The sequence below is a fragment of the Nocardioides nitrophenolicus genome (assembly GCF_016907515.1).
GTDB lineage: Bacteria > Actinomycetota > Actinomycetes > Propionibacteriales > Nocardioidaceae > Nocardioides > Nocardioides nitrophenolicus.
In genome coordinates this window covers 1,580,568-1,605,943 of the sequence record NZ_JAFBBY010000001.1, presented here as the reverse complement: position 1 = coordinate 1,605,943, position 25,376 = coordinate 1,580,568, and the positions used below count along the sequence as shown (strand labels likewise).

The following is a 25,376-nucleotide window of genomic DNA, read 5'->3' as shown; positions in this document are numbered from 1 at the left end:
GTCCGGAAGGCATGTGACCTACCAGACCTTGACCTCGGGTTGGGGCTCGTGCAGGCGACGCGGAACAATGATCTCGAACCGACCTCATCGGTCGTCAACAAGGTGCTCCAGGAGGCAGCCATGGCAGCAGGCGACACCCAGCCCGACCTGCCCGATCGCATCATCGTCCCGCGTTCCGACCGTCACCAGGTCGTCGTCATCGGCTCCGGATTCGGTGGCCTGTTCGGCACCAAGCAGCTCCGCAAGGCCGACGTCGACGTCACCATGATCGCGAAGACGACCCACCACCTCTTCCAGCCGCTGCTCTACCAGGTGGCCACCGGCATCCTGTCCGAGGGTGAGATCGCACCACCCACGCGCGAGGTCCTGGCCAACCAGAAGAACGCCCAGGTGCTGCTCGGCGAGGTCACCGACATCGACCTGGCGAACCGCCAGGTCACCTCCCACGTGCTGGGCCGCGAGCTGGTGACGCCGTACGACTCCCTGATCGTGGCCGCCGGCGCCGGCCAGTCGTACTTCGGCAACGACCACTTCGCCGAGTTCGCCCCCGGCATGAAGAGCATCGACGACGCCCTCGAGCTGCGCGGCCGGATCTTCGGCGCCTTCGAGATGGCCGAGCTCGGCGCCTCCCGCGGCGAGAACGTCGACCACCTGCTGACCTTCGTCGTCGTCGGCGCCGGCCCGACCGGCGTCGAGATGGCCGGCCAGATCGCCGAGCTCGCCCACCGCACCCTCACCCGCGACTTCCGCGCGATCTCGACCCGCCACGCCCGGGTGATCCTGGTCGACGCCGCTCCGCAGGTGCTGCCGCCGTTCGGTCACAAGCTCGGCAAGTGGACCCAGGAGAAGCTGGAGAAACTCGGCGTCGAGGTGATGCTCGGCGCCCTGGTCTCCCAGGTCGACGAGCGCGGCCTGACCGTGAAGTACAAGGACGGCTCCGAGGAGCGGATCAACGCCGTCACCAAGGTGTGGGCCGCCGGCGTCCAGGCCAACAAGCTCGGCAAGACCCTGTCCGACCAGACCGGCGCCCCGCTCGACCGCGCCGGCCGGATCTCGGTGAACCCCGACCTCACCCTCCCGGGCTATCCCGAGGTGTTCGTGGTCGGCGACATGATCTCGCTCGACAACCTCCCGGGCGTCGCGCAGGTCGCGATCCAGGGTGCGAAGTACGCCGCGAAGGAGATCGAGGGCCGGCTCCAGGGCAAGCCCGCGCAGCCGCCGTTCAAGTACTTCGACAAGGGCTCGATGGCCATCATCAGCCGCTTCCGGGCGGTGGCGATGGTCGGCAAGCTCCGGCTCACCGGCATCCTCGCCTGGCTGATGTGGCTGGTCGTCCACCTCTTCTACATCACCGGCTTCAAGAACCGGGTCACCGCGGTGATGCACTGGTTCGTCTCGTTCATCGGCAAGGGCCGCTCCGAGCGCACCTCCACCGAGCAGCAGATCTTCGCCCGGGTGGCGCTGCAGCGGCTCGAGCGTGGTGCGACCGACCTGGTCTCCCAGCCGGGGGAGTACGACGAGGCGCTGCGCCGGGCCGAGCTGGAGGCGCAGGCCGCCGAGGAGGCGCGGCTGTCCGACGAGAACAAGCGTGGGGTGAAGGTCGGGGGCTGACGCGGGGGTGCAGGAATCGCCGGTCGACCGGCGATTCCGGCGCTTGTCGGCCGTTGCAACGCCCGACAAGTGCAAGAACTGCCCGACAAGTCCGCGGCGCCTACCGGAACGCCCGGGGCATGATGAACACGCCCTCGGCTTCCGCGGTCACCCCGTCCGGGCCGATCATCCGGGCCTTCGCCCAGGTCTTGATGCCGTCCTCGCGGTCGATCCACGCCTCCGCGCGCAGGTCGCCCAGCGGCGTGCCCCGGCGGTAGACGAGCGTCAGCGTCCCGGTCATCCCGGGTCGCCCGGCCGCGCCCACGGAGTGGCCGAGCACCTGGTCCAGGATGAGCGCGACCACGCCGCCGTGGACCAGCCCCGGTGGTCCCTCGTACGCCGCCCCGCACCGGAAGCTCGTCTCCGCCCGCCCGGTGGGGTCGCTCACGACGGTGAGCGGGGGCGCGATCGGGTTGCGCAGCCCGATCACCGGGTTGCCCCAGGGGCGCCGGCGGCCGGCGGTGAGGTGCTCCTCGCCCAGCGTCCGGGTACGTCGGGCCTTCCGCAGCCGGGCGACGGCCGCCTCGACGTCGGCCCGGGCGGCGCGCACCTCGTCGTCGTCGACGTCCGACATGACGCACAGGTCGACCAGCTCCCGGGCGGCCTCGGTGAGCGGGCGCCAGACCGCGGCCTCCTGCTCCACCACGGCGGCGGGCGTGTCGTCGGTCTCGGGGAGGTGCCAGTTCATCCCGGCATGGTAGAACACGTTCTCGTTTCGCCGAGGAGCAAACCCGTTGACCGGGATGGTGCAATGGCGCCATGACCGCGCTCGTGCCGCCCGATGTCGCCCGCTGGCAGTCCTGGGCGGCGATGGTCGACGACTTCGGCGGGCCCGGCGAGATGCACGGCTCCGGGCACTGGAACCTCGAGGGCGACCCGGTGCCGACCGAGGCCGGGTGCGCGGCGTACGTCGCGATGACCGAGCTCACCTCGACGGCCGACCTCGACGGGACCCGGGTGCCGTCGACGTACTTCTGGATCGCCGACGGCGCCGGCGGGCCCGACGACGACCTGGTGGGCTTCCTCCACCTACGTCACCTGCTCAACGACTGGCTGCTCGAGGAAGGTGGCCACATCGGCTACTCCGTGCGTCCCTCGGCGCGGCGGCGCGGGCACGCCGGCCGGGCGCTCGCGCTCGGGGTCCGGGCGGCCGCCGGGCTCGGCATCGAGCGGGTCCTGGTCACCTGCGACGTCGACAACGAGGCGTCGCGGCGCACCATCGAGAACGGCGGCGGGGTGCTCGAGGACGAGCGCAGGGGAAAGCTGCGGTTCTGGATCGCTACGGCTGGGTGACCGGGGCGGCCTCCGGCCGCAGGCCGGGGCGCAGCCGGTAGAGCACGGTCGTGAACCAGTGCGGGTCGACCATCGCCCGCGTGATCACGACCAGCGGCAGCCCGTCGCGCTCGATGAGGACCGTCCAGTGCCGCTCGCCGGGCTCGCCGACGATCGCCACCGGCGTGTACGGGCTGGCCAGGTCGACCAGCTCGGTCTGCCCGTTGCGCTTGATCGACAGCTGGCCGCGCCTGACCGCGAGCTCGGTGGTCGTGCACCCGGCGCGCACCGCCCACACGACGAGCAGCAGCAGGCCGAGGGTCGCCGCGACGCCGATCGAGGTGGTGGTCGGCTGCGTCGCGGCGGCGTACGACGCCAGGCCGGTGCCGGCCAGCACCGCGAGCAGCACCCAGGAGAGCGTGCGCCGGATGCCGCCCCGGACCGGGAACTGCGCGTCGGTGCTCGCGTTGAGGGCGTTCAGGTTGTCCTCGGGCTCGGTCCAGCGACCGTGCCTGACCTCGGGCTCGGCGCGCACCCGCGGCGGCGGGGCCGGCCGGGTCGGGGCCTGGACGTCGACCGGCGGGGGAGCCGGCTCCGGCGGCGTGGGAGCGGGCGTGCGGCTCGGCGCCGGGCTCGGTCGCGGCTGGTCGGCGCGCAGCGCCTCCACGACGGAGCGGCCCAGGTCGGTGCTGTCGAGCGAACCGGCCCGCGCGATCCGCGACGGCGGCTCGGGCGGCGCCGCGACGCCGAGCGCGTCGAGCACCGAGCGGCCGGCCTGGAGGGAGTCGGCGCGGCCCTGGGGCGTCGTACCGGGGGCGGGGGCCGGGGGAGTGGGCGGCCGCTGGGATACGCCGCCGCGGGGTGCGCCGACGACCCTGGCGTCGCGCGCGTAGGTGGCGCGCTTGTCCAGCCAGGCCCGGATGCTCTCGGTGTCCGGGCCGAACTCGTCCTTGCTCCCCACGAGCGAGTTCCCCTCTCGTTCCCTCTCCCGCGACTCAGGGTACCGGGGGCAGGTCCCGGGCGTCCCCGGTCCGGCGGTCCCGTCCGCATGGCCCGAACGGGCCATCGGCGCCTGGTCCTACCCGTCGACACGGTAGATTTGAGATCGATTCCCAGTCTGTCCCGTCCCGATGCCCCAGGAGGCCCGGTGTCCGACACCGACGCGCGCCCGACCGCGCTCCGGCCGACCCGCCAGCGCCGGGCGATCACCGACGCGCTGGCGCTCGCCGCCGACTTCCAGAGCGCCCAGGAGATCCACGACAGCCTGCGTCGCACCGGCGACAAGGTGGGCCTGGCCACGGTCTACCGCACCCTCCAGGCGATGGCCGAGAGCGGCGACGTCGACGTCCGCCACAACCCGGCCGGCGAGGCGACCTACCGCCGCTGCAGCGACTCCCACCACCATCACCTGGTCTGCCGGTCCTGCGGACGCACCGTGGAGATCACCGGCTCCGCGGTGGAGAGGTGGGCGCGCACCGTCGCCGACGAGCACGGGTTCACCGAGGTCAGCCACACCGTGGAGCTGGTCGGCCTGTGCGCGGAGTGCGCCCGGCGGCAGTGAGGGGTCTGGGTAGGCCGTGTCGGGCTCGAACCGACGACCCTCGGATTAAAAGTCCGGTGCTCTACCAACTGAGCTAACGGCCCGGGGCGAGCCTAGCGAGCGTGCGGATCGGTGTCTGCGGCGGCCGGGGACGCCGGCCGGCGGAACAGCGGCGGCAGGAAGCGCAGCATCAGCGCCGACCAGACCGCGTGGGTCAGCACCGGAGCCTGCAGGCCGCCGGACGCGCGGCGCTGCAGTCCGAACAGCGTGCCCATCGCTCCCGCGGCCAGCACGAGCGCGGGGTTGCGGGTGGTCGTGGTCGCGAGCGCGTAGACGGCCGTCGAGGTGGCGACCGGGTGCCGCGGGCCCAGGGCGGCGTAGAGCGCGCCGCGGAAGAAGACCTCCTCGCCGACGCCGTTGGCGAGCGTGGTCGCCAGGACCAGGCGGTCGTCCCCCTCGTCGGCGAAGCGCAGCACCCGGGCCACCGCGTCCCCCAGCACCGGCACCCGCCGGGCGACCAGCGCCGCGCCGTAGAACAGCCCGAAGGCGGCCACGCCGGTGGCGACCGGGGTGAGCAGCGGACGCCGCAGGGTGGCGTCCCGGCTCTCGATCCAGCCCAGGTGCAGCGGTCCCGAGGCCAGGCCGCCGGCGGTCCACACGCCGGCCACGGCGGCCGTGGACAGGTAGAAGCCGCGCGAGCCCGGCGGCGTCGAGAGCGAGGCGCCGAGCAGCCCGGCGCCGGTCACCGCGGTGGCCGCCACCGCCCGGCGCCGGCGCCGTCGCGCCGCGGGAGTCTCGACCGCGTCGGCCACGACGACGTACGACAGCGGCTTGGGCAGCAGCCGGTCCAGTGCGGCACGACGGCTCATCGGCTCGCCGCGCGCTCCATCAGGGCGGCCCGGACCGCGTCGTCGTACGACATCGGCCGCAAGGGTACGACGTCGCGCACGCTGGTGTCGGTGACCACGACCTCGTTGACCATCGAGTCCACCAGGTTGCGCCCCGCCCGGGCGTCCACGTCGGTGACCAGCGCCAGCCACCGGGAGGACAGGCCGGGCGTCAGCAGCGGGACGGGCACGATGGGCAGCCGGCGGCCCTCGATCGCGGCGACCCGCTGCAGCATCTCGGCGTACTCGAGCACGTCGGGGCCGCCGATCTCGAACACCCGGCCGGCCGCCTCCGGGCGCCCGAGGACGCCGAGCAGGTAGCGCACCACGTCGGCGACGGCGATCGGCTGGGTGCGGGTGCGCACCCAACGCGGGGTCACCATGGCGGGCAGGTGCTCGACGAGCTGGCGGGTGATCTCCCAGGAGATGCCGCCGTGCCCGACGACGATGCCGGCGCGCAACACCGTGACCGGCACGCCGCCGACGCCGAGGAGGGACTCGACCTCGCGCCGGCTGCGCAGGTGGTCCGAGAGCCGGTCGTCGTCCTTGCCGAGGCCGCCGAGATAGACCAGCTGGCTCACCCCGGCCCGTGCCGCCCGGACGCCGAAGGCCTCCGCGGCGCGGGCATCCCTCGTCCGGAAGTCGGCACTCCCGAGCGAGTGGACCAGGTAGTACGCCGCCGCGCAGCCGGCGAGCGCCGGGTCGAGGGTCGCGGGCTCGGCGACGTCGCCGTGCACGGCGGTCCCGGGGCCGGCGTACCGATTGGGATGCCGGGTCATCACGCGCACGTCGCGGCCCTCCTCGACGAGCGCGGCGACCAGGCGGCGGCCGACGAAGCCGGTGCCGCCGGCGACCAGGACCGGCGCGGCCGCGGTGCTCACGGCCTCCTCCCGGGCGTCGGGTCGGCGGCCAGGTGCCGCAGCACCGACCGGGCGACCCGCTCCCCGGACGCCAGCGCGCCCTGGATCGAGCTGGTGTCGCGGTGGTCGCCCGCGACCCACACCCCCGCCTCGGCCAGGTACGCCGGCCGGCGCAGCGGGTGCGGCGCGGGCATGGCGGGCAGCGCGAACGGGACGTCGCGGACCGCGACCAGCTCCCAGTCGTCGTCGGGTGCCCGGTGCAGTGCGGCCGCGGCCCGGCGCGCCGCGTCGGCCGCGAGCCGCGCCCGGCCGCCGGTGTGCAGCACCGAGGTCGCGACCAGCGCCAGACCATCGGGGGCGTAGGACGGCGCCGACGCGCTCAGGACGACCGAGTTGGTGACCCCGGAGCCGTCGGCGTCCACGGTGAGCGTGCCGTCGAGCCCGCGCCAGGGCTCGGCCGCGAAGTAGTAGGTCGTCACGCCGCGCGGCATCGGCGGGCGGCCGAGGGCCGGCACCAGGTTAGGGGCGGTCCACGGGTCGGTGGCCACCACGACCGCGCTCGCCTCGAAGGTGGTGCCGTCGGTGAGCACGACCTCCCGCGGGCCGACCTCGGCGACCGGGCTGCCGAGCCGGACCGCTCCGCGGGGCAGCTGCCGGGCGAGTGCTCGCGGCAGCGCCCGCATGCCGGTGGCGGGCAGCGCCGACCGGCCGGTGGCGAAGGTGCGCAGGACCAGGTCGGTGAACACCCGGCTGGTCGTCAGCTCGTCCTCGAGGACCACCCCGGAGACGAAGGGCGCCAGCAGGTCGCGGACCAGGCCGGAGGGCAGGGTGGCCCAGGCCTCGCCGGTCGAGACGTCGGGCCGCCGCTCGAGGGCGCTCGGTCGGCTGGCGAGCAGGCCGCCGGCGTAGAGCGCGAGCGCGGCCTTGCCGCGCGGTCCGGTGGCCGACGAGGTCAGGGCGCGCAGCGGGGCGGTGGGTGAGGCGGCCGGGTGGGGCAGGTCGTGCAGCCGGCCCGCGCGCCGTAGGCGCACCCCGCGGGGGAGCGGGCGCAGGTCCAGCTCGGCCAGGTCCACGGACCGTCGCAGCGCGGGATAGGCGGTGTTGAGCACCTGGAAGCCCCGGTCGATGACGAACCCGTCCACGACGTCGCTGCGCACCCGTCCGCCCAGGTCGTCCCCGGCCTCGAGCACGACGACCGTGACGCCCGCGCGGTGCAGCCGGAGGGCGGCGGCCAGCCCGGCGAGCCCGGCGCCGACGACGACGGCGGGAGCGGTCATGCGCCGACCCGGAGGGCGGCGCCGCTCGCGGGCGGCAGCAGGTCCGGGGCCAGGCTCAGCAGCCAGGCCCGGGCGCTGAGCCCGGAGCGGGCCTGGGCGCCGGCGTGCAGCCACGCGGCCAGATAGCGCGCGACCGTCGCCTGCTGCGCCAAGGCGTGGTCGCCGTGTCGGCACAGCTCGAGCCGCCAGGTCACGGCGCAGGTGGCGTCGTAGAACTCGAGGAATGCGTCGAGGTCCCCGGTCGCGCCGCGGACCAGGAGTCGGCGCAGGTCCGCGTCGGACGCCTGCTCGGTCGTCTGGATCATCGAAGCTCCACCCTCTACAAAATTCTCAACAACGTGTTTAAGTTTAGGCTATGAGCATGGACCACGACCTCGACGCGGCGCAACCCCGGGAGGAGGCGGGCGGCGAGCTGACCATCGGCGAGCTCGCGCGCCGGGCCGGCGTGAGCACCGCCGTCCTGCGGATGTGGGAGTCACGTCACGGCTTCCCCACGGCCCGCCGGCTGGCCAGTGGCCATCGCCGCTACGCCGAGGCCGAGATCGATCTGGTCCGCCAGGTGCTGCGGCGCAAGGCCGCGGGGACCCGGCTCGAGGTGGCCATTGCCGAGGTGACGGCGGGCCGGTCCCTCGCCAGCCCGTCGATCTTCGCCGAGCTGCGTCGGCGGCATCCCGAGCTCGCGGTCCACCGGCTGCGCAAGTCCACCCTGATCGCCCTCTCCTGGGCCATCGAGGACGAGTGCTGCGCGGTCGCCGAGCGCCCCGTGCTCTTCGGCGCCTTCCAGCGGGGTCGGTTCTACGAGGCGTCCGCCGGCCGCTGGGCCGAGCTCGCCCGGGTGGCCCGCGCCGCGGTCGTGTTCGCCGACGAGTGGGACCCCGGCACCCACGCCGCCGGCGCGCCGGCCCTGGTCGACCTGGCCCGCGACGCCCCGATGCGGCGGGAGTGGGCCGTGGTGTGCGACGCGCCCGACGCGGCCGCCTGCCTGTCGGCCTGGGAGCTCCCCGGCCAGTGGGGCGTGCCGGACCGCGAGCGCATCTTCGAGACGGTCTGGACCGTCGATCCTGGCGCGGTCCGTGACGCGGCCCGGGTCGCGGCCGCCGTGGCCGCCGACGCGGGTCTCGCCGAGGGGGACGCGCTGCTCGCCGAGCTCGCCGAGCCGCCCGCGCCGGGCAGCGCCCCGCTGGCGGCCGTGACGGCGCTGTTCAACCGGGTCGTCCTGTACGTCGACCGGCTGGGCTGAGCCTGATCCACGCCGCGCGGTCCCGCTGGCCGGCATCCCCGGCCGGCACCGCCCCGTCGGGGGTTCTCCTACCGCCATGACCGAGAACCCCACCAGCTCCCTGCCCGTCCCCGGCCGCGTCGCGGGCCGGGTCGTCATCGTCACCGGCGGTGCCCGCGGCATCGGCGCGGCCTGCGTGCGCCGACTGCTCGCCGAGGGCGCCCGCGTGGTCGTCGCCGACGTCCTCGAGGCGGAGGGCGCGGCCCTCGCCGCCGAGCTCGGCGAGCACGCTGCGTACGTCCCCCTCGACGTGACCAGCGAGGACGGCTGGCGGCGTGCGGTCGCCGCCGCCGAGGCCGCCTTCGGGCCGGTGTCGGGTCTCGTCAACAACGCGGGCATCGTCCACGTGGACCCGATCGAGACGCTGAGCGAGGCCGACTACCGGCGGGTGATCGACGTCAACCAGGTCGGGGTCTTCCTCGGGATGAAGGCGGTGATCGGCTCGATGCGGCGGGCCGGCGGCGGATCGATCGTCAACATCTCCTCGACCGGCGGGCTGATCGGCTACTCCCGGATCCTCGGCTACGTCGCGTCGAAGTGGGCCGTGCGCGGGATGACCAAGACCGCGGCCCAGGAGCTCGGCCCGGACGGGATCCGGGTCAACTCGGTGCACCCCGGCTTCACCCGTTCCGAGATGACCGCCGACTCCGCCCGCTCGCACGAGCAGGCGCGGCACCAGCCGCTGGCGCGGCAGGCCGAGCCCCTCGAGATCGCCCACCTGGTCCTGTTCCTGATCAGCGACGAGGCCGGCTACTGCACCGGCTCTGAGTTCGTGGCGGACGGTGGGTTCACGTCGCTGTGAGGCGCTGATATTTCTATTAGGAATATGTCGGTTCCGCCTAGTGGTACGGCCCGGCTCCGCGCCGCGCCCGCTTGCCTACCTTCGACGCACCCACCCCGACTGCCGCTAGGAGGACCCGGTGCCCGACCGGCCCGTGCTCGATCCCGACGACCTGCTCGACGAGGAGGTCGCGGGCTTCCTGAAGGTGCTCGACGAGAGCTTCCCGCCCGTCGCCACGATGAGCGGCGCGGACGCGCGGGCCGCGACCAAGGCACGCCAGGTCCCGCCGACGAACCTCGACGACGTCCGCTCGGCCGAGGACGTGAGGGTGCCGGTCGACGGCGGCACGATCGGCGCCCGGGTCTACCGGCCGCACGGCCCCGACGACGTACGACGCCCGCTGGTGGTCTACCTGCACGGCGGCGGCTTCGTGTTCTGCGACCTGGAGAGCCACGACGGCTTCTGCCGCCAGCTGGCCCGCGAGGTCGACGCGGTGGTCGTGTCGGTCGACTACCGCCTCGCGCCCGAGCACCGCGCGCCGACCGCGGCCGAGGACGCGTACGCCGCCCTGCTCTGGGCGAGCGAGCGGCACGCCGAGCTCGGCACCGACCCGACCCGGGTGCTCGTCGCCGGCGACAGCGCGGGCGGCGCGCTCGCCGCCGTGGTCGCGCTGATGGCACGCGACCGCAAGGGCCCGGCCCTCGCCGGCCAGGCGCTGCTCGGCCCGGTCATCGACCCAGCCGGGGACACCCCCAGCTACGACGCCTACGCCGAGGGCTGGTTCAACACCCGCGCGACCATGGAGTGGTACTGGGAGCAGTATCTCGGCCCCGGGCGCCCGCTGCCCGAGCCGCCCGAGCTGGTCGCGCCCGCCCGCGCGGCCAGCCACGCCGGCCTGCCGCCCGCCGTGGTCGTGGTGACCGGGGCCGACCCACTGGCCGACGAGGGGGAGCGGTACGCCGACCGACTGGCCCGGGCCGGCGTACCCGTCCGCACCCGGATCCACCCCACCCTGTTCCACGGCCTGCTCACCTTCATGACCCTGCGCGCCGGCGCGTCCGCCCGCGAGCTGCTGTACGCCGACCTGCGCGCCCTGCTCAACCAGGAGGACCGATGACCACCCCCGCCACCCGTGACCTCGTCATCGTGGGCGCTGGCCTCGCCGGCATCTACGCGATGTACCGCGCGCTCGAGCGAGGACTCGACGTCGTCGGCGTCGAGGCCGGCGACAGCGTCGGCGGCACCTGGTACTGGAACCGGTATCCCGGCGCGCGCTGCGACGTCGAGAGCGTCGACTACTCGTACTCCTTCGACCGCCGGCTCGAGCAGGAGTGGCGGTGGACCGAGCGGTTCGCCACCCAGCCCGAGATCCGCGCGTACCTCGACCACGTCGCCGACCGCTACGACCTGCGACGCCACTTCACCTTCGGTCGCCGGGTCACCGCGGCCCAGTTCGACGACGACGCGTCCACCTGGACCGTGACCCTCGACGACGGCAGCTCGCTGCGCAGCAGGTGGATGATGATGGCGACCGGGTGCCTGTCCGCGCCCCACCGCCCCGACCTGCCGGGCATCGACGAGTTCGCGGGGACGACGCTCTACACCGCGCAGTGGCCCGACGAGCCGGTCGACCTCGCCGGCAAGCGGGTCGGCCTGATCGGCACCGGGTCCTCCGGCATCCAGGCCGCGCCGCTGCTGGCCGAGCGGGCCCGGTCGCTGACCGTCTTCCAGCGCACCGCCAACTACACCGTCCCCGCGCGCAACCGGCCGCTCACAGACGAGGAGTGGCAGCGGGTCCAGGAGACCTACCCGCAGCGGCGCGAGAGCTCCCGCTACGCGCCCGCCGGGTCCCTGAGCACGACCCACGAGCGCAAGGCGACCGAGGTCAGCGCCGAGGAGCGGCAGCGGGCCTTCGAGGCGCGCTGGCAGGAGGGCGGGGTGCTGTTCGCCAAGACCTTCCCCGACCAGAGCACCGACCTGGTCGCCAACGACTACGCCCGTGAGTTCGCCGAGGCGAAGATCCGGGAGATCGTCGCCGATCCCGCCGTGGCCGACGACCTGGTCCCCGACGACCACCCGATCGGTACCAAGCGGATCGTCACCGACACCGGCTACTACGCGATGTACAACCGGGAGAACGTCGAGCTGGTCAACCTGCGCACGCACCCGATCGAGCAGGTCACCTCCTGGGGGATCAAGACCGCCGACGCGTCGTACGAGCTGGACGTGCTGGTCTTCGCCACCGGCTTCGACGCGCTCACCGGCGCGCTCACCGCGATCGACGTCCGGGGCCCGCGGGGCGCGGTGCTCGCCGACGAGTGGGCCGGCGGGCCCACGACGTACCTCGGGCTCGGGGTGGCCGGCTTCCCCAACCTGGTCACCCTCAACGGCCCGGGCAGCCCCTCGGTGCTGGCGAACATGGCGACCCACACCGAGCAGCAGGTCGACTGGGGCATGGAGCTGATCGGCCACTGCCGTGCCCACGGCATCGACCAGGCCGAGCCGCGCCGCGACGCCGCGGAGAAGTGGACCGAGCACCTCGGCGAGGTCGCCGAGGGGACGCTCTTCGTCAAGGCCGCGTCGTGGTACCTGGGGGCCAACATCGAGGGCAAGAAGCGCACCTTCATGCCCTACATCGGCGGCTTCGGCACCTACCGTCGCGCCTGCGACCGGGCCCGCGACAACGGCTACGAGGGCTACGTCCTGACCCGGGTCGCGGCCCCCGCGGCGGACCCCGACTGAGCCACCCGGACCGGTTTTCCGGGCTGTCACACGTGTGTTGCAGAACCTTCATGACCGAACCGAAGTTCGTGGCGGCACAGAGGTTCCGCTGTCGTCGCAGATTGGTAGTGTCGGATGCGCAGCGGCTGCAGTTCTCGAAGGTGAACGCCTGCGGAGTCTGTGGCCGACGGCGTTCTGGTTTGTGGTGTCGTCATCACGCATCGGAGCGACGCGTCATCGCAGCCGCTGCGGGCCGTCGAGGTGGCGGCTCTCGCCCCGATACGAGGAGTAACGAGCAACATGGCTCAGGGCACCGTGAAGTGGTTCAGCGCCGAGAAGGGCTTCGGCTTCATCGAGCAGGAGGGTGGCGGCGACGACGTCTTCGTCCACTACTCGGCGATCCAGACCAACGGCTACAAGTCGCTGGAGGACAACCAGAAGGTCGAGTTCGACGTCACCCAGGGCCCCAAGGGCCCCCAGGCGGAGAACGTCCGCCCCCTCTGAGCGACCCGTCCTCCGTGAGGCCCCGCCGGCTCGGCGGGGCCTCACGAATTTTTCCGGAACTTTTTGGGTTTGTCGGGGACCGCGCGGGGGATCATGGGATCGGAATACCGTGCTGGCTCAGGTCGAGGGAGGGGAAGGATGGCCGATCAGTTCGACGTGACCCTCGAGGACGGCGACCTCCTCGTGGAGGTCGAGCTGACCACCAACCTGATCATCGCCGCCAGCAACTCCGACGAGCGGCTCACCGTCGAGGAGATCGACCGGATTCTCGGCGTCTGATCTGGATGGCGCGAGGGCGTCGCTCGTTCCTCGCGCCGCGCTGCCGCGCACGCGGTTGGCTCTCGTCGTCGTTCGGTTGGTCTGGCGGCCAGCCGGTCGGCTCGCGGAAAGACTCGCTTCCCGCGAGGGCCGACGCGAGGGGGAGGGCACGGGGCGCGAGCGCGTCGCTCGCGCTACCCGCCGCGCTCGGTCGGTCGCGCTGCCGTCCCTCACGTCCTCAGCAGGTCGCGAAGAGCACCGGCCCGTGGCTGAGGTCGGAGAGCACGTAGGTGCCCTCGACCGGCGTCATCGCCATCGTCAGCACCCGCCCGTTCGCGACCACCTTGCCGAGCTCGAAGCGCTCGGGGAAGCTGCCGCCCTGGCCGGGCGCCGGGCCGGCGGCGAGACGCGAGCGGCTGTCGGCGTCCTCGCGGGCCTGCTCGTCGTTCTCGAACGCCATCGCCACCCGGATCCCGCCGCCGGGCTGCGCGGCGATGGCGAAGCCCGTCAGCGGGTGGACGCCGCCGGCCTGCTCGACCAGCTCGGTGGCGCGGGTCCGGTCGGCGGGGTCGGCGTCGGTCATCGCCAGCTCGGAGCAGGCCTGGTCGCCGGTGGCCACCGAGGCACTGAGCGCGGGACCGACCGCGGTCACCACGTCGCTGACCCCGTCCTCCTCGCCGCCGCGGGCCAGCTCGTCGCGCCGGGCGAGGAAGTCGGGGTCGTCGCTGCCGACCAGGACGCCGGCGTCCTCGTCGATCTGGAGCGCGGCGAGCTCCGGGGTGACCGGGCCGCCGAGTCCCTCGAGCAGGTCGACGCCACCACGCCAGACGCCGTCGGCGTCGTCGGGCTCCTCGAAGCCCACCGCGCGCAGCCGCTCGCGCAGCCCGGCCACGTCGAAGCCGTCGGGCAGCCCCATCAGCACCAGTGCGCCGTCCTTGCCCTGGGTGAACAGCTCCCAGCCGAGGGTGGCGGGGGAGAAGCCCAGCTCGTCCTGCAGGGTCGGCGCAGACGCGTCCAGGGCCGTGGTGGAGGCCAGGTCCCGGTCGAAGGCGTCCTGGAGGAAGTCGTCGACGTCCGCCCCGCTCGAGGACGCCGACAGGTCCGCCCCGAGCTCGCTGCGCACCGCGGCCCAGTCGGTCCAGCTGAACCGGGCCGCGGACGTGGGTGCGAGCTCCAGTGCGGTGGCGAACCGGGAGCGGTCATCGGTGCGCAGCCGCCAGCCGACCACCGCGACCGCCGCCACGACGAGAATCGCGAGGGCGAGGAGCAGGATCCAGCGGCGACGCATGGCTGAACCCTATGGCCCTACGCTGGGGCCCGTGCCCGACATCCTCGCTGCCGGCGTGGTGGTGTTCCGTCCCGGACGGGAGGTGCTGCTGGTCCACCGCCCGAAGTACGACGACTGGTCCTTCCCCAAGGGCAAGCTGGACCGTGGCGAGCATCCCACCGCGGCGGCGGTCCGGGAGGTGGCCGAGGAGACCGGCGTCCACGTCCGCCTGGGCCCGCCGCTGCCCTCGCAGCGCTACCCCGTCGCGCGGCGGATGAAGACCGTCCACTACTGGACCGGCCGGGTCGTGGGCGACGACGACGTGTCGGCGTACCGGCCCAACGACGAGATCGACGCGGTGGCGTGGGTGCCGGTCGACGAGGCGCCGGCGCGACTGAGCTACGAGCACGACCGGGAGACGCTGACGGCGGCGCTGCGGGTGCGCCGCAGGACCCACGCGGTGGTCGTGCTGCGCCATGCCCAGGCCCGCTCGCGGGGAGCCTGGCACGGACCGGACGCCGCACGCACCCTGCTCAAGGTGGGGGAGCTGGAGGCGGACCGCCTGGTCCCACTGCTGGCGGCGTACGACGTCACCCGGATCACCACGTCCACCAGCACCCGGTGCGTGCAGACCGTGCGCCCGTACGCCGAGACGGCCGGGTACGCCCTGGACCTGCGGCCGCGGCTGAGCGAGGAGCACGCCACCCCGCGCGCGGTCGCGAAGATCGTCGAGGAGCTCCTCGCGGGCGAGGAGGGCAGCGTGCTGTGCACCCACCGCCCGGTCCTGTGCCACGTGTACGACGCGCTCGGGGTCGAGCTCGCGCCCGACGCGGGCCTTGCGCCGGCCGAGCTCCTGGTGCTCCACGTGCGCAAGGGCCGCGTGGTGGCGGTGGAGCGCCACCAGCCCCGCTGATCCGGCCCCCGGCTGACCTTCCCGCCCGACCCCGGCCTGAGACGTGGGCCACGGGCCATCGCCGCCCCGACTGCCACTGTTCACCGTTCGTTCAGATCGGCCGGGGAGTTGTGTTACCGACCCTGCCTAACTTCTCGATCGTCCAGTACGAATCGAGGGGCGGGACGAGAGCCCCTCACCTCCGAGAGGCAGTTCCTTGAACCTCAAGTCCATCCGCAACGCCGCGGTGCCCGGCATCGCTGCTCTGGCCCTGCTCATGAGCGCCTGCGGCGCGTCCAACGAGGACGGCGGCAGCGACAACGGCGGCGACTCCGGCAGCAGCCTCAGCGGCAACCTGAAGGGCGGCGGCGCGACGTCGCAGGAGAAGGCCCAGGAGGCGTGGAAGACCGCGTTCCAGGGTCAGAACAGCGGCCTCACCATCGACTACGCCCTGCTCGGCTCGACCGACGGCCGCAGCCAGTTCACCAGCGGCGCGCTGTCCTTCGCCGGCTCCGACTCCTACATCTCCGAGGAGGAGCTCGCGACCGCCAAGGAGCGCTGCGGCGGCAACGTCGTCGAGATCCCGGCCTACATCTCCTCGATCGCCATCGCGTACAACCTGCCGGACGTCGAGACCCTCAACCTCGACGCCGACACGATCGCGAAGATCTTCGACGGCAAGATCGCCAACTGGAACGACAAGGCGATCGCCGACCAGAACCCCGACGCGAAGCTCCCCGACCTGAAGATCACGCCCGTGCACCGCGCCGACGACTCGGGCACGACCAAGAACTTCACCGACTACCTCGGCAAGGTCGCGCCCGACGCCTGGTCGTACGAGGCCGCCGACGCCTTCCCGGTCTCCGGCGGCGTGTCCGCCGAGGGCACCTCGGGTGTCGTCAAGACGATCGGTGACACCGAGGGCACGATCGGCTACGCCGACGCCAGCCAGACGGGCGACCTCAAGCACGTCGACGTGAAGGTCGGCGAGGAGTACGTCGCCCCGTCGCCCGACGGCGCCGCCAAGACCGTCGCCGTCTCGCCGACCGTCGAGGGCCGCGACGCCACCGACATCGCCGTCGACGTGGACCGCACCACCACCGAGGCCGGCGCCTACCCGGTCATCCTGCTGTCCTACCTCATCGCCTGCGAGAAGTACGACGACGCGGCCGAGGCGGCCAACGTCAAGGGCTACCTGAGCTACATCGTCTCCGACGAGGGCCAGGCCGAGGCGGCGGACTTCGCCGGCTCCGCCAAGCTCGCGCCCGAGACCGCCAGCAAGGCCCAGGAGATCGTGGCGGGCATCTCCGCCAAGTGACCCACGGCAGGGGGTGAGGACGGCGATCCCGTCCTCACCCCCTCCGCCCGTGGGGAACCGGGTCCCCACAGCCCCCAGCAGCACCCGAGCAGCACCCGAGCATGAGGTGACAGCAGTGACAGCACCCACCGCCGAGGTCGAGGACGCCTCCGCGAACTGGGCGAAGGCCCGCGCCGGCGTCGGCGACCGGATCTTCGCCGGCACCGCCCTGGCGGCCGGCCTGACCATCCTGGCCGCCCTGGCGGGCGTCTTCATCTTCCTCGCGATCAAGGGCGCGCCGGGCTTCTCGAAGCCGGCCGAGGTCTACGGCCCGCACGCCGAGAGCTTCCTGGGCTATGTCGTCCCGCTGCTCGTCGGCACGTTCACGGCGTCGGTCATCGCGCTGATCATCGCGGTGCCGCTGGCCTTCGGGATCGCGCTGGTGATCAGCCACTACGCGCCCAAGTGGATCGCGGGCCCGGTGGCCTACGTGATCGACCTGCTGGCCGCCGTGCCGTCGGTCGTCTACGGCCTGTGGGGCGCCTTCTTCCTCGCCAACAAGCTGAAGCCGATGCACGTGTGGCTGCACGAGCACCTCGGCCCGATCCCGATCATCGGGAACCTGTTCGGCGAGCCGAACGCGACCGGTCGCTCGATCCTCACCGCGGGCATCGTGCTCGCGATCATGATCCTCCCGATCATCACCGCCATCAGTCGCGAGGTGTTCACCCGGACGCCGCGCCTGCACGAGGAGGCCGCGCTGGCCCTCGGCGCGACGCGGTGGGAGATGATCCGGATGACCGTCTTCCCCTACGCCCGCTCCGGCATGGTGTCCGCCGTGATGCTGGGCCTGGGCCGCGCGCTCGGCGAGACGATGGCGGTCACGATGGTGCTCTCGTTCGGCTTCGACCTGTCCTGGAACGTCATCGGCTCCTCGAGCCCGACCTCGATCGCCGCCAACATCGCGCTCAAGTACAAGGAGCGCAGCGCCGACCTGCTCAACGTGCTGGTCGCGACCGGCCTGGTGCTCTTCTTGATGACCTTCCTGGTCAACTTCCTCGCCCGCTGGATCGTGGGCCGCAGCGAGAGGCGGATGGCGCGATGACCACGCTCGAAGAGGTACAGACCCGGGTGCACGTCCCGCTGGTCCAGCCGCGGCTGCCGCGCCAGGCCGGGCTCATCGTCGGCGTCATCGCCGTCGCGTTCGGCGCCCTGCTGCTGGTGCTCGGCATGGGCCTGGTCGGCTCGGTGCTGCTCGGCGTGCTCGCCTTCCTGGTCGTGCTGCCGGTCTGGTCGCTGGTGATCGAGGGCCGCCGCGGCGCCACCGACCGGCTGATGACCGGCCTGATCTGGACGTCCTTCGGCATCGCCGTCGTCCCGCTGGTCTCGCTGGTCTGGCGGGTCATCGACAAGGGCGCGAGCCGGATCGACGGCACCTTCCTCAGCTACTCCTTCTTCAAGACCCAGATCGACCAGCCCGTCGGCGTCTACCACGCGATCATCGGCACCCTGCTGATCACGCTCGGCGCCGCGGTCATCTCCGTCCCGGTGGGCGTGATGGCGGCGGTCTACCTGGTGGAGTACGGCAAGGGCAACAAGCTGGCCAAGGCGATCACCTTCCTGGTCGACGTGATGACCGGCATCCCCTCGATCGTCGCCGGCCTGTTCGCCTTCGCCCTGTTCACGCTGCTCTTCGGGCCGGCGTACGTGTCCGGCTTCGGAGGATCGGTCGCGCTGTCCTTGCTGATGATCCCGATCGTGGTCCGGGCGACCGAGGAGATGCTGCGGCTGGTGCCCGACGACCTGCGCGAGGCGTCGTACGCGCTCGGTACCCCGAAGTGGAAGACGATCGTGCGGATCGTGCTCCCGACCGCCATCGGCGGCATCCTCACCGGCATCACGCTCGCGATCTCCCGCGTCATCGGCGAGACCGCACCGCTGCTCCTCATCGCCGGCGCCACCGACCGGACCAACATGAACCTGTTCGACGGCGCGATGACGACCCTCCCGGTCCTCATCTACGGACAGAACCTGCGGGGCGACGCCCCCGCGGAGGCGATCGCCTGGGGCGCCGCCTTCATCCTCATCGTCATCGTGATGGTGCTCAACCTCGCAGCACGCATCGTCGGCAAGATCTTCGCGCCCAAGAAGGGCTGAGAGGCAACACCATGGCCAAGAGCATCGACGTCTCCGACGTCAACATCTACTACGGCGACTTCCTCGCCGTGCAGGGCGTCAACATGACGATCCGGGCCGGCGCGGTGACCGCCTTCATCGGTCCGTCGGGCTGCGGCAAGTCGACCTTCCTTCGCTCCCTCAACCGGATGCACGAGGTGATCCCGGGCGCCCGGGTCGAGGGCAAGATCGTCGTCGACGGGCAGGACCTCTACGAGAGCGGCGTCGACCCGGTCGCCGTACGCCGTCAGGTCGGGATGGTCTTCCAGCGCCCCAACCCGTTCCCGACGATGTCGATCTACGACAACGTCCTCGCGGGCCTCAAGCTCAACGCGGGCAAGATGAAGAAGTCTGCGGCCGACGACATCGTCGAGAAGTCGCTGCGCGGCGCCAACCTGTGGAAGGAGGTCAAGGACCGGCTCAACAAGCCGGGCATGGGCCTCTCCGGCGGTCAGCAGCAGCGGCTGTGCATCGCCCGCGCGATCGCCGTCGAGCCGCAGGTGCTGCTCATGGACGAGCCGTGCTCCGCGCTCGACCCGATCTCGACCTCGGCCATCGAGGACCTGATCCACGAGCTCAAGAACGAGTTCACGATCGTCATCGTCACCCACAACATGCAGCAGGCCGCCCGCGTCTCCGACGACACCGGCTTCTTCAACCTCAAGGCGACCGGCGAGCCCGGACACCTGGTCGAGTTCAACCCGACCAAGAAGATGTTCGCCAACCCCGACGACCCGGCCACGGAGGCCTACATCTCCGGCCGCTTCGGCTGAGCCGGCCGGTCCCGGCAAGACGATGGGGATGCGGGACGACGGGCGCCGCGATGCCCGTCGCCAGTCCGTGCGCGCCTACCTGCACCGCTGGGTCGAGTCCTCGGGAGCACAGCTCCTGGTGGTCGACCCCAGCGACGACGGCGGCGCGCTCGCGGAGGCGATGGCGGGCCGCGGGGTCCACGTGACCTGGGTCGGCTCGACCCTCGACGGCCTGGTCGAGTTCGGGCGCACCGACCCCCACGCCGTGGTGGTGGCGCCGAGCGCCCCGGGGATCCCGGCGGAGGAGTTCGTCGGCGTGATCCGCCAGCACGGCTCGCCGTACGTCATCGCGGCGGCGTGCGCCGGCGACGAGGCGGGAGCCGACCGGGTCGGACCGCTCATGCTGGCGGGGGCGTCGGCGGTCGCGGTGCGGCCGTACGCGCCCCAGCACCTGTGGGACCTGCTGACCCACGCGCCGCGCTCGCTGGCCGAGCACGCCCGGCTGGAGTTCGGGCCGGTCGCGCTCGACGCGACGGCGTACAGCGTGCGGGTGGACGGCGAGCGGATCGCCGACCTGCCGCTCAAGGAGTTCGAGCTGCTGCGCGCGCTGCTGCTGGCCGCGCCCGGCGTGGTCACCGACGACGAGCTGCGCGACGCGCTGTGGGGCACCGACGGCAAGCGGCCGGGGGGCAACACCATCGCCATGCACGTCACCCGGCTGCGCTCGCGGCTCGGGTCCGCGGTCGACGTACGACGGATCCGAGGGCGGGGCTACTGCCTCACAGCAGAATGAGGTGCAGGATCTCGTAGCAGCCCCAGGCCGCGAGGGCGGCCGCGGGGAAGGTCGAGACCCAGGCGACCAGGATGGTGCGGGCCATGCCCCAGCGCACCGCCGAGAAGCGCTTGGTCGCGCCGGCGCCCATCACGGCCGAGGTGATGGTGTGGGTGGTCGAGATCGGGGCGTGGAAGACGAACGCCGTCGTGTAGAGCACGCCCGCGCCCACCGACTCGGCGGCGAAGCCCCGCGGCGGGTCGAGGTGGATGATCTTGCGGCCCAGGGTGCGCATGATCCGCCAGCCGCCGGCGTACGTGCCCGCGGAGATGGCGCCCGCGGCGGCGAGCACGACCCAGATCGGCAGCGTCTCGATGTCGTAGCTCGCGGGATAGGCGATGACCAGCGTGAGCAGGATGACGCCCATCGTCTTCTGCGCGTCCTGCAGGCCGTGGCCGAGCGCGAGGGCGGCGGCGGAGATGGTCTGCATGCCGCGGAAGCCGCGGTTGATCCGGTGCGGGTTGCCCTTGCGGAAGATCCACAGGATCGCCGTCATCACGACGAAAGCGGCGCAGAAGCCGAACAGCGGCGAGATCACCATCGGGATCAGCACCTTCTGCACGATGGTGTCCCACTTGACGCTGACGCCACCCGCGATCGCGGCGCCGACCAGCCCGCCGATGAGGGCATGCGAGGACGACGACGGCAGGCCGAAGTACCAGGTGATCAGGTTCCAGATGATCGCGCCGAGCAGGCCGGCCATCACGATCACCAGGCCGTGGTGCACGCCCACCTGCAGTTGGCCGTTGGCGTCCTCGATGGTGATCACGTCGGCGACGGTCTTGGCGACCTCCTGCCCGAGCAGGGCGCCGATGAAGTTCATCAGCGCCGCCAGGGTGAGCGCGATCCGCGGCGTGAGGGCACGCGTCGAGACCGAGGTCGCGATCGCGTTGGCCGCGTCGTGGAAGCCGTTGGTGTAGTCGAACGCCAGGGCGATGACGACCACGGCGATCACGATCGCCAGGGTGAGAGTCACCGACTCAGCCTTCCTTGACGGCGATCTGCTCCACCGTGTTCGCGACCCGCTCGAAGGCGTCGATGGCGCCCTCGAGGGACTCGACGATGTCCTTGAGCTTGAGCACCTCGAGGGTGGGGTACTCGCCGGAGAACAGCTTGGCGAGGGTGCGCCGGTGGTTACGGTCGCCGGCGTTCTCGAGCCGGTTGATCTCGATCCAGTAGTCGTCGAGAGACTGCATCGACTGCAGCCTCGGCATGGCCGCCGCGGTCAGCTCGGCGCAGCGCTGGAGGACCTCGACCTGCTCGGAGAGCTCCGCGGGCAGCGCGACCTGGACCTCGTAGAGGAGGATCAGGTCGACCGCCTCGTCCATCATGTCCATGACGTCGTCGAGGCCCGAGCCGAGGGCGTAGATGTCCTCGCGGTCGAACGGCGTCACGAAGGTGCTGTTGACCTTCTTGACGATCTCGTGGGTGGTCTCGTCGGCGGCATGCTCGGCGGCACGCATCCGTTCGGCCACGTCGTTCTTGTCCGAGGACTCCGACAGCATCTCGGCGAGGAGCTCGGCGCCGCCCACGAGGTGCTGGGCGGACTGGGTGAAGAGGTCGTAGAAGGAGGTATCGACCGGACGCAGACGCAGACCCACATGGACTCCCGTTGAGGCGGAGGCGAACGCGCTCATGCTAGGGGACCACGCGGGCGTGAACGCAACTGCGGGGCTCGCCGCGCGCTGTGGCGCGGGGCACCCCGGCGCGTTGTCGCAGGTCAGCCGGGGGTCAGCCCGGAATCAGTCGCTCGTACGCCGCTTCCGCTGCTGCTCGATCAGGGTCTCCTGGAGGTGGACCGTGCCGGCGTTGCGCTTCCACTCGCCGTCGGCGCCCAGCTCCCACGCCTGGGTGGTCGGGGCGAACGCGAGGTCGAGCAGGCGTCGTACGTCGTCGCGACTGGCGGCGGGCAGGCGGACCAGGACCTCGACCCGGCGGTCGAGGTTGCGATGCATGAGGTCGGCCGAGCCGATCCAGGTGACCGGCTCGCCGCCGCCCTCGAAGGAGAACACCCGGCTGTGCTCGAGGAAGCGGCCGAGGATGGAGCGGACCTTGATGTTCTCGCTCAGCCCGGCGACCCCGGGGCGCAGCGCGCAGATCCCGCGCACGAGCAGCTCGACCGGCACGCCCTCACACGAGGCGAGGTAGAGCGCGTCGATGGTCTCCTCGTCGACGACCGAGTTCGCCTTGAACCGGATGCCCGCCGGGCGGCCGGCCTTGGCGTGGTCGATCTCGCGGTGGATCTGGTCGATCAGGCCGGCGCGCACCGAGTCGGGGGCGACGAGCAGGTCCTCGTAGGTCGCCTTGCGCGACCAGCCGGAGAGGTTGTTGAACAGGTGGGCGACGTCCTCGCCGATCACCTCGTTGGTCGTGAGCAGGCCGAGGTCCTCGTACATCCGCGAGGTCTTCGGGTTGTAGTTGCCCGTGCCGATGTGGGTGTAGCGGCGAATGCCCTCCGGCTCGTCGCGCACCACCATCGCCAGCTTGCAGTGGGTCTTGAGCCCGACCAGGCCGTAGACGACATGGCAGCCGGCCTGCTCCAGCTTGCGCGCCCAGCGGATGTTGGCCTGCTCGTCGAACCGGGCCTTGATCTCGACCAGGACCAGCACCTGCTTGCCGGCCTCGGCGGCGTCGATGAGGGCGTCGATGATCGGGGAGTCGCCGGAGGTGCGGTAGAGCGTCTGCTTGATGGCCAGCACGTGCGGGTCGGCCGCGGCCTGCTCGATGAAGCGCTGCACCGACGTGGCGAAGGAGTCGTAGGGGTGGTGCAGGAGCACGTCGCGGCGACGCAGCGCCTTGAACACGTCGACCGGCGCGGCCGACTCGAAGTCGGCCAGCCGGGTGTGGGTGCTCGGCACGAAGGAGGGGTACTTCAGGTCCTCGCGGGGCAGATCGGCGATCGAGTGCAGGCCGCGCAGGTCGAGCGGCCCCGGCAGCCGGAACACCTCGTTGTCGCTGATCCCGAGCTCGGAGACCAGCAGCTCGAGCACCGACGGCGCGATCGACTCCTCCACCTCCAGGCGCACCGGCGGGCCGAACTTGCGCCGCAGCAGCTCCTTCTCGAGCGCGGCGAGCAGGTTCTCGGCGTCGTCCTCCTCGACCTCGAGGTCCTCGTTGCGGGTGACCCGGAAGGTGTGCGCCTCGAGCACCTCCATCCCGGGGAAGAGCCGGCGCAGGTGGGCGCCGATGACATCCTCCAGCGGCACGAACCGGGCGTTGCCGAGCGAGACGAAGCGGTCGAAGTTCGACGGCACCTTCACCCGGGCGAACAGCTCCTTGCCCGACTTCGGGTTGCGCAGCACGACCGCGAGGTTGAGCGAGAGGCCGGAGATGTAGGGGAAGGGGTGGGCCGGGTCGACGGCCAGCGGGGTCAGCACCGGGAAGATCCGGTCCTTGAACAGCCGCTTGCACTCCTTCTGCTCGTCGCGGTCCAGGTCGGCCCAGCGGACCAGGTCGATCCCCTCCGCGCCCAGCGCCGGCACCACCTCGTCGTGGAAGACCCGCGCGTGACGCTGGCTCAGCTCCGCCGTACGACGCCAGATCGCCTCCAGCACCTCCAGCGGCATCAGGCCGCTCGCCGCCCGCACCGCCAGTCCGGTCGCGATCCGGCGCTTGAGGCCGGCCACCCGGACCATGAAGAACTCGTCGAGGTTGCTGGTGAAGATCGCCAGGAACCGGGCCCGTTCGAGCAGCGGCAGGGACTCGTCCTCGGCCAGCTCCAGCACCCGCTCGTTGAACCGCAACCACGACAGCTCGCGGTCGACGAAGCGGTTGTCGACCGACTCGATCGCCGCGACCAGCGCCGGGTCGGGGACGTAGCCCGGATCCTCCTCGGACACGGCGACGAGAGTACCGGTCTCGGGGCTCTCGGCGTCCGGGAGGAGGGACGTCGGCTGCTGCTCGGTCGACATGTTCGCGAGTGTGGCACCTTCGGGTGAACGTGAGGTGACGCCGACCGGGCCGCACGGTCGGCGTACTCTGAGTATGGTCTCCCCGTGAGCATCCGGAACGCGGCCGAGGCGCGCCTGCTGTCGACCTTGATGGGACTGCCCGCGCGGGCACAGCGGCTGATCACCGGCCCGGCGCTGGTGCTCGACGGGCAGACGCTGGCCCCCGACCTGCAGGTGATGCTGACCCTGCAGCGCCTGGCCCGCAAGGGCGACCTCGCCGGGACCGGTGTCGCCGAGGGGCGGGCCGCGCTGCGGGAGAACGCCGTACTCGTGGGCGGGCGCCAGCCGATCGGCAGCGTGCGCGACCTCGCGGTGGGTGACCTGCCGGGGCGGCTCTACCAGCCGTCGCGGCGCGCCGGGTCCGGACTGCTGGTGTTCTTCCACGGCGGCGGCTTCCTCTACGGCGACCTCGTCTCCCACGACGCGCCTTGCCGGCTGCTCGCGGAGGAGTCGGGCGTGCGGGTGCTCGCGGTGGAGTACCGGGTCGGTCCCGAGGCTGCGTTCCCCGCCGCCTTCGACGACGCGGAGGCCACGCTGCGCTGGGTGCACGAGCACGCCGCCGAGCTCGACGTCGACCCCGAGCGGATCGGCGTCGCCGGCGACTCCGCCGGCGGCAACCTCGCCGCCTGGACCGCGATCGCCGCCGCCCGGGCCGGCCTCCCGCTCGCCTTCCAGCTGCTCGTCTACCCGTGCACCGACGCCGACCGCTCGACCGAGAGCCTGCGGCTGTTCGGCGAGGGGCTCTATCTCACCGCCGAGTCGATCGCCACGTTCAACGACAGCTACCTGCCTCGGCCCGAGGACCGGGCCGACGAGCGGATGAACCTGCTCGACATCGACCTGCCCGCCGGCCTCGCTCCCGCCTTCGTCGCCACCGCGGGCTTCGACCCGCTGCGCGACGAGGGTGAGGACTACGCACGCCGGATGGTGGACGCCGGCGCCGAGGTCGAGCTCAAGCGCTATGTCGACCAGATCCACGGCTTCTTGAACATCCTCGGCGTGGGCCGCTCCAGCCGGGCCGCGGTGCGGGAGATCGCCGGCCGGCTCCGCACCGCCCTCACCTGACCCGGCAGAAAGTGGCCCGGGTTTTGCGCTGACCCGGCAGAAAGTAGTGCCGGGGGTGCGCCGACCCGGCAGAAAGTAGCCCGTCCGCGAACTACTTTCTGCCGGGTCGGCGGAAAT

General features: G+C 72.3%; 26 protein-coding genes and 1 tRNA gene. 16 read left to right on the top strand and 11 right to left on the bottom strand.

Annotation, left to right across the window (positions count from 1 at the left end):
- Positions 1–120 precede the first annotated feature (120 nt).
- A complete protein-coding gene (locus tag JOD66_RS07970; RefSeq protein WP_204836360.1) occupies positions 121–1,611 on the top strand; it encodes an NAD(P)/FAD-dependent oxidoreductase in 1,491 nt (496 codons plus the stop codon).
- Between the two features lie 100 nt (positions 1,612–1,711).
- On the opposite strand, the gene JOD66_RS07965 is transcribed toward JOD66_RS07970, so the two are convergent.
- A complete protein-coding gene (locus JOD66_RS07965; RefSeq protein ID WP_204836359.1) occupies positions 1,712–2,338 on the bottom strand; it encodes a PaaI family thioesterase in 627 nt (208 codons plus the stop codon).
- 71 nt (positions 2,339–2,409) lie between these two features.
- Here JOD66_RS07965 and JOD66_RS07960 point away from each other — a divergent pair, with 71 nt between their 5' ends.
- Positions 2,410–2,943 carry a GNAT family N-acetyltransferase gene (locus JOD66_RS07960; RefSeq protein WP_204836358.1) on the top strand — a complete coding sequence of 178 codons (534 nt, stop codon included), beginning with the start codon at positions 2,410–2,412 and terminating at the stop codon, positions 2,941–2,943.
- On the opposite strand, the gene JOD66_RS07955 is transcribed toward JOD66_RS07960, so the two are convergent.
- Positions 2,930–3,883, bottom strand: coding sequence for a hypothetical protein (locus JOD66_RS07955; RefSeq protein ID WP_204836357.1), 954 nt, complete (start codon positions 3,881–3,883; stop codon positions 2,930–2,932). The two genes, JOD66_RS07960 and JOD66_RS07955, sit on opposite strands and share 14 nt — an antisense overlap.
- 186 nt (positions 3,884–4,069) lie before the next feature.
- Between JOD66_RS07955 and JOD66_RS07950 the strand changes: the two genes are divergently transcribed.
- The gene (locus tag JOD66_RS07950; protein WP_307823383.1) at positions 4,070–4,483 is read left to right on the top strand and encodes a Fur family transcriptional regulator; all 414 of its coding nucleotides are present in this window, start codon (positions 4,070–4,072) and stop codon (positions 4,481–4,483) included.
- A gap of 10 nt (positions 4,484–4,493) precedes the next feature.
- On the opposite strand, the gene JOD66_RS07945 is transcribed toward JOD66_RS07950, so the two are convergent.
- From JOD66_RS07945 to JOD66_RS07925, 5 genes are all read right to left on the bottom strand, one after another.
- A tRNA-Lys gene (locus JOD66_RS07945) sits at positions 4,494–4,566 on the bottom strand.
- A gap of 9 nt (positions 4,567–4,575) precedes the next feature.
- Positions 4,576–5,331 (bottom strand): CPBP family intramembrane glutamic endopeptidase, encoded by a 756-nt coding sequence (locus tag JOD66_RS07940; RefSeq protein ID WP_204836355.1) that lies wholly within the window; start codon positions 5,329–5,331, stop codon positions 4,576–4,578.
- A complete protein-coding gene (locus tag JOD66_RS07935; RefSeq protein ID WP_204836354.1) occupies positions 5,328–6,230 on the bottom strand; it encodes an NAD(P)H-binding protein in 903 nt (300 codons plus the stop codon). Before JOD66_RS07935 ends, JOD66_RS07940 begins: the two co-directional genes overlap by 4 nt.
- Positions 6,227–7,486 carry an NAD(P)/FAD-dependent oxidoreductase gene (locus tag JOD66_RS07930; RefSeq protein ID WP_204836353.1) on the bottom strand — a complete coding sequence of 420 codons (1,260 nt, stop codon included), beginning with the start codon at positions 7,484–7,486 and terminating at the stop codon, positions 6,227–6,229. The genes JOD66_RS07935 and JOD66_RS07930 overlap by 4 nt, the downstream gene beginning before the upstream one ends.
- On the bottom strand, positions 7,483–7,791 hold the full coding sequence (locus JOD66_RS07925) for a sigma-70 family RNA polymerase sigma factor (RefSeq protein ID WP_204836352.1): 309 nt from the start codon (positions 7,789–7,791) through the stop codon (positions 7,483–7,485). Before JOD66_RS07925 ends, JOD66_RS07930 begins: the two co-directional genes overlap by 4 nt.
- Positions 7,792–7,847: 56 nt before the next feature.
- Between JOD66_RS07925 and JOD66_RS07920 the strand changes: the two genes are divergently transcribed.
- From JOD66_RS07920 to JOD66_RS07895, 6 genes are all read left to right on the top strand, one after another.
- Entirely contained in the window at positions 7,848–8,726 is an 879-nt protein-coding gene (locus tag JOD66_RS07920; protein ID WP_204836351.1) for a DICT sensory domain-containing protein, read from the top strand.
- A 76-nt stretch (positions 8,727–8,802) separates the two neighbouring features.
- Positions 8,803–9,567 carry a glucose 1-dehydrogenase gene (locus JOD66_RS07915; RefSeq protein ID WP_204836350.1) on the top strand — a complete coding sequence of 255 codons (765 nt, stop codon included), beginning with the start codon at positions 8,803–8,805 and terminating at the stop codon, positions 9,565–9,567.
- Positions 9,568–9,685: 118 nt separating this feature from the next.
- Positions 9,686–10,663, top strand: coding sequence for an alpha/beta hydrolase (locus JOD66_RS07910; RefSeq protein ID WP_307823382.1), 978 nt, complete (start codon positions 9,686–9,688; stop codon positions 10,661–10,663).
- Positions 10,660–12,288, top strand: a complete 1,629-nt coding sequence (locus JOD66_RS07905) for a flavin-containing monooxygenase (RefSeq protein ID WP_204836349.1) — start codon at positions 10,660–10,662, stop codon at positions 12,286–12,288. Before JOD66_RS07910 ends, JOD66_RS07905 begins: the two co-directional genes overlap by 4 nt.
- A 279-nt stretch (positions 12,289–12,567) precedes the next feature.
- Positions 12,568–12,771 carry a cold-shock protein gene (locus tag JOD66_RS07900; protein WP_036550836.1) on the top strand — a complete coding sequence of 68 codons (204 nt, stop codon included), beginning with the start codon at positions 12,568–12,570 and terminating at the stop codon, positions 12,769–12,771.
- A gap of 138 nt (positions 12,772–12,909) precedes the next feature.
- Positions 12,910–13,050, top strand: coding sequence for a hypothetical protein (locus tag JOD66_RS07895; protein ID WP_204836348.1), 141 nt, complete (start codon positions 12,910–12,912; stop codon positions 13,048–13,050).
- A gap of 217 nt (positions 13,051–13,267) precedes the next feature.
- Here the strand turns inward: JOD66_RS07895 and JOD66_RS07890 are convergent, their stop codons facing one another.
- A complete protein-coding gene (locus JOD66_RS07890; RefSeq protein ID WP_204836347.1) occupies positions 13,268–14,317 on the bottom strand; it encodes a hypothetical protein in 1,050 nt (349 codons plus the stop codon).
- Positions 14,318–14,348: 31 nt separating this feature from the next.
- Between JOD66_RS07890 and JOD66_RS07885 the strand changes: the two genes are divergently transcribed.
- The 6 genes from JOD66_RS07885 to JOD66_RS07860 all read left to right on the top strand — a co-directional run bounded on the left by JOD66_RS07885 (position 14,349) and on the right by JOD66_RS07860 (position 20,205).
- On the top strand, positions 14,349–15,209 hold the full coding sequence (locus tag JOD66_RS07885; protein ID WP_307823380.1) for an NUDIX domain-containing protein: 861 nt from the start codon (positions 14,349–14,351) through the stop codon (positions 15,207–15,209).
- A 196-nt stretch (positions 15,210–15,405) separates the two neighbouring features.
- On the top strand, positions 15,406–16,506 hold the full coding sequence (gene pstS, locus JOD66_RS07880; RefSeq protein WP_204836345.1) for a phosphate ABC transporter substrate-binding protein PstS: 1,101 nt from the start codon (positions 15,406–15,408) through the stop codon (positions 16,504–16,506).
- Between the two features lie 115 nt (positions 16,507–16,621).
- Positions 16,622–17,590: a phosphate ABC transporter permease subunit PstC gene (gene pstC / locus JOD66_RS07875; RefSeq protein WP_307823379.1), complete on the top strand. Its 969-nt coding sequence runs from the start codon at positions 16,622–16,624 to the stop codon at positions 17,588–17,590.
- Entirely contained in the window at positions 17,587–18,642 is a 1,056-nt protein-coding gene (pstA, locus tag JOD66_RS07870; RefSeq protein ID WP_204836343.1) for a phosphate ABC transporter permease PstA, read from the top strand. The genes pstC and pstA overlap by 4 nt, the downstream gene beginning before the upstream one ends.
- Before the next feature lie 11 nt (positions 18,643–18,653).
- Positions 18,654–19,433 (top strand): phosphate ABC transporter ATP-binding protein PstB, encoded by a 780-nt coding sequence (gene pstB, locus JOD66_RS07865; RefSeq protein ID WP_204836342.1) that lies wholly within the window; start codon positions 18,654–18,656, stop codon positions 19,431–19,433.
- Positions 19,434–19,461: 28 nt separating this feature from the next.
- A complete protein-coding gene (locus tag JOD66_RS07860; RefSeq protein WP_204836341.1) occupies positions 19,462–20,205 on the top strand; it encodes a response regulator transcription factor in 744 nt (247 codons plus the stop codon).
- On the opposite strand, the gene JOD66_RS07855 is transcribed toward JOD66_RS07860, so the two are convergent.
- The 3 genes from JOD66_RS07855 to JOD66_RS07845 form a co-directional block, all read right to left on the bottom strand.
- On the bottom strand, positions 20,192–21,220 hold the full coding sequence (locus tag JOD66_RS07855) for an inorganic phosphate transporter (protein WP_204836340.1): 1,029 nt from the start codon (positions 21,218–21,220) through the stop codon (positions 20,192–20,194). The genes JOD66_RS07860 and JOD66_RS07855 overlap by 14 nt on opposite strands.
- A gap of 4 nt (positions 21,221–21,224) precedes the next feature.
- Complete coding sequence (locus JOD66_RS07850) at positions 21,225–21,845, bottom strand: DUF47 domain-containing protein (protein WP_204836339.1); 621 nt, start codon at positions 21,843–21,845, stop codon at positions 21,225–21,227.
- 141 nt (positions 21,846–21,986) lie between these two features.
- On the bottom strand, positions 21,987–24,155 hold the full coding sequence (locus JOD66_RS07845; protein ID WP_204836338.1) for an RNA degradosome polyphosphate kinase: 2,169 nt from the start codon (positions 24,153–24,155) through the stop codon (positions 21,987–21,989).
- An 84-nt stretch (positions 24,156–24,239) separates the two neighbouring features.
- On the opposite strand from JOD66_RS07845, the gene JOD66_RS07840 reads away from it, so the two are divergent.
- On the top strand, positions 24,240–25,259 hold the full coding sequence (locus JOD66_RS07840) for an alpha/beta hydrolase (protein ID WP_307823378.1): 1,020 nt from the start codon (positions 24,240–24,242) through the stop codon (positions 25,257–25,259).
- The last annotated feature ends 117 nt before the right edge of the window (positions 25,260–25,376 follow it).

Coding starts and splice junctions, on each gene's coding strand:
- JOD66_RS07970 (WP_204836360.1), top strand. CDS start 121: ATGGCAGCAGGCGACACCCAGCCCGACCTGCCCGATCGCATCATCGTC.
- JOD66_RS07965 (WP_204836359.1), bottom strand. CDS start 2,338: ATGAACTGGCACCTCCCCGAGACCGACGACACGCCCGCCGCCGTGGTG.
- JOD66_RS07960 (WP_204836358.1), top strand. CDS start 2,410: ATGACCGCGCTCGTGCCGCCCGATGTCGCCCGCTGGCAGTCCTGGGCG.
- JOD66_RS07940 (WP_204836355.1), bottom strand. CDS start 5,331: ATGAGCCGTCGTGCCGCACTGGACCGGCTGCTGCCCAAGCCGCTGTCG.
- JOD66_RS07930 (WP_204836353.1), bottom strand. CDS start 7,486: ATGACCGCTCCCGCCGTCGTCGTCGGCGCCGGGCTCGCCGGGCTGGCC.
- JOD66_RS07925 (WP_204836352.1), bottom strand. CDS start 7,791: ATGATCCAGACGACCGAGCAGGCGTCCGACGCGGACCTGCGCCGACTC.
- JOD66_RS07920 (WP_204836351.1), top strand. CDS start 7,848: ATGGACCACGACCTCGACGCGGCGCAACCCCGGGAGGAGGCGGGCGGC.
- JOD66_RS07915 (WP_204836350.1), top strand. CDS start 8,803: ATGACCGAGAACCCCACCAGCTCCCTGCCCGTCCCCGGCCGCGTCGCG.
- JOD66_RS07905 (WP_204836349.1), top strand. CDS start 10,660: ATGACCACCCCCGCCACCCGTGACCTCGTCATCGTGGGCGCTGGCCTC.
- JOD66_RS07900 (WP_036550836.1), top strand. CDS start 12,568: ATGGCTCAGGGCACCGTGAAGTGGTTCAGCGCCGAGAAGGGCTTCGGC.
- JOD66_RS07895 (WP_204836348.1), top strand. CDS start 12,910: ATGGCCGATCAGTTCGACGTGACCCTCGAGGACGGCGACCTCCTCGTG.
- JOD66_RS07890 (WP_204836347.1), bottom strand. CDS start 14,317: ATGCGTCGCCGCTGGATCCTGCTCCTCGCCCTCGCGATTCTCGTCGTG.
- pstA (WP_204836343.1), top strand. CDS start 17,587: ATGACCACGCTCGAAGAGGTACAGACCCGGGTGCACGTCCCGCTGGTC.
- pstB (WP_204836342.1), top strand. CDS start 18,654: ATGGCCAAGAGCATCGACGTCTCCGACGTCAACATCTACTACGGCGAC.
- JOD66_RS07860 (WP_204836341.1), top strand. CDS start 19,462: ATGCGGGACGACGGGCGCCGCGATGCCCGTCGCCAGTCCGTGCGCGCC.
- JOD66_RS07845 (WP_204836338.1), bottom strand. CDS start 24,155: ATGTCGACCGAGCAGCAGCCGACGTCCCTCCTCCCGGACGCCGAGAGC.